Origin of the sequence: Undibacterium sp. TJN19 (genome assembly GCF_049339485.1) — a bacterium.
Lineage (GTDB): Bacteria > Pseudomonadota > Gammaproteobacteria > Burkholderiales > Burkholderiaceae_D > Undibacterium.
Window position 1 is genome coordinate 1 of sequence record NZ_JBMPPL010000037.1, and the last position, 2,085, is coordinate 2,085.

2 protein-coding genes are annotated in these 2,085 nt (G+C 43.4%); both read right to left on the reverse strand.

Features of this window, described 5'->3' with window-relative positions; genetic code table 11:
• Nucleotides 1-7 precede the first annotated feature (7 nt).
• Nucleotides 8-1,048 (reverse strand): hypothetical protein, encoded by a 1,041-nt coding sequence (locus ACO0LH_RS28365; protein ID WP_422944504.1) that lies wholly within the window; start codon nt 1,046-1,048, stop codon nt 8-10.
• A gap of 126 nt (nt 1,049-1,174) precedes the next feature.
• A partial coding sequence (locus ACO0LH_RS28370; RefSeq protein WP_422944505.1) for a hypothetical protein occupies nt 1,175-2,085 on the reverse strand: 911 nt, incomplete at its 5' end.

Below are 2,085 nucleotides of genomic sequence, written 5' to 3' on the forward strand. Positions count from 1 at the left end.
CCATGTTTCATTCCTCATTTTTGTGCTGGAGTAAATAGCTGATCGCCTGCTCAAGATGATCGCGATAATCTTGAGAATACCCTTTGATATAGTCACGATAATAATCCACCAGGCCTAAAAAATTGGGGTTATTCGCAAGCCATGCCACCATTAAAGCGCGGCGCTCCATTCGTTCACTTCGATCGTAACCAGGCAAAATAGGCGGATTCATTTTCTGATCAACCCCAACCGGATCACGACATTGGTCCAGAAAAGGCAACACTATTTTTTCTAATTGCTCACTCAATTCATCCAGCAATGGGGGAAACTCTTCAAAATTTTCAACCTTTGGCCTGGGTTTTACCCCTGTCATTCTTTCCCTGTTTGAATGCATGGTAGTACAATCCGATTCAGCTCCGTAAATCTTTTTATCTAGCGCACTTACGGCGTCAAGATTGACCGAGACCGCATAAGAGAATTGAAATTCTGGATTGTAATTAAGTATGGAGAATCCAATGTAATGATTACCCCCTTCAAAACGTCGCACAAAACCTGACTGACTCTTCTTCAAGACAAACCCATGTCGAGCCATTAAAGGCGCAACATGCGCTAACACGGTGTCCCTCACTACTTTTCCACTCCAAGGGCGCTTTTGTGCTGCAAGCTGCTGTTGCTTTTGAATATATGCAATGGCCTGCATATCATTTGGCTGATATACCACCCCTTCTTGTGGGTCAATGACAGTAAGACCTAATTTTCCACTGCACAAAATTATAAATGCTAATACCTCATCCTGATGATTGCTGATACCCAACATCGCCATTTGCGAACCAAAATTATTGATCAAGGGTCCATCTGACCATGGGCAGTCCTCTTGATCCTGATCATCTTCATCATAGCTCGAAAGGCAGGGATATTGCTTTACAAGTTGGGCGTGCAATTTACGCAGGGACGGATGTATCTTGCCGCTTTCTTGCAGATAGTCTTCTTTGATATGCGCAGCTTCGGCCAATGCTTGTTGTCTTTCTTGTGGCAAGGGGTTGGCAAATATTTCTATCGTATAGCTCATGGCGGGTATGGATTAGATTTTGAACGCACGTCTGTTGACAGATCGAATTAAGACAATTTTTATCAGTCTGAAGATATGGCCCTCTTATTTAAGACACTCGCACAGTTCAACGACAAAAGCCATGCTTCATTCCTCATTTTTTTGCTGGAGCAAATAGCTGGCAGCCTGTTCGAATTGATCCCGGTAGGCTTGAAATTGCCCCTTGGTAATATTGCGATAATAATCCACCAGGCCTAAAAAATTGGGATTATTCGCAAGCCATGCAACCATTAAGGCGCAATATTCCATTCGTTCACTTCGATCGTAACCAGGCAAAATAGGGGGATTCATCTTTTGATCGACTCCAACCGGATCACGACATTGGTCCAGAAAAGGCAACACTATTTTTTCTAACTGCTCACTCAATTCATCCAGCAATGGGGGGAACTCTTCAAAATTTTCAACCTTTGGCCTGGGTTTTACCCCTGTCATTCTTTCCCTGTTTGAATGCATGGTAGTACAATCCGATTCAGGTCCGTAAATCTTTTTATCTAGCGCACTTACGGCGTCAAGATTGACCGAGACTGCATAAGAGAATTGAAATTCTGGATTGTAATTAAGTATAGAGAATCCAATGTATTGATTGCCCCCTTCAAAATGTCGTGTAAAACCTGCCCGACTCTTCTTCAAGACAAAACCGTGCTTGGCCAATAAAGGTTCAACATGCGCTAATACGGTGTCAATCACCACTTTTCCACTCCAGGGGCGCTTTTGTGCTGCAAGCTGCTGTTGCTTTTGAATATATGCAATGGCCTGCACATCATTCGGCTGATATACCACCCCTTCTTGCGGGTCAAAGACAGTAAGGCCTAATTTTCCACTGCACAAAAGTATAAAAGCTAATACCTCATCCTGATGATTGCTAATACCTAACATCGCCATTTGCGAACCAAAATTATTGATCAGTGGACCATCTGACCATGGGCAGTCATCTCTATCCTGATCATCTTCATCATAGCTCGAAAGGCAGGGATATTGCTTCACAAGTTGGGCGTGCA

Coding starts and splice junctions, on each gene's coding strand:
- ACO0LH_RS28365 (WP_422944504.1), bottom strand. CDS start 1,048: ATGAGCTATACGATAGAAATATTTGCCAACCCCTTGCCACAAGAAAGA.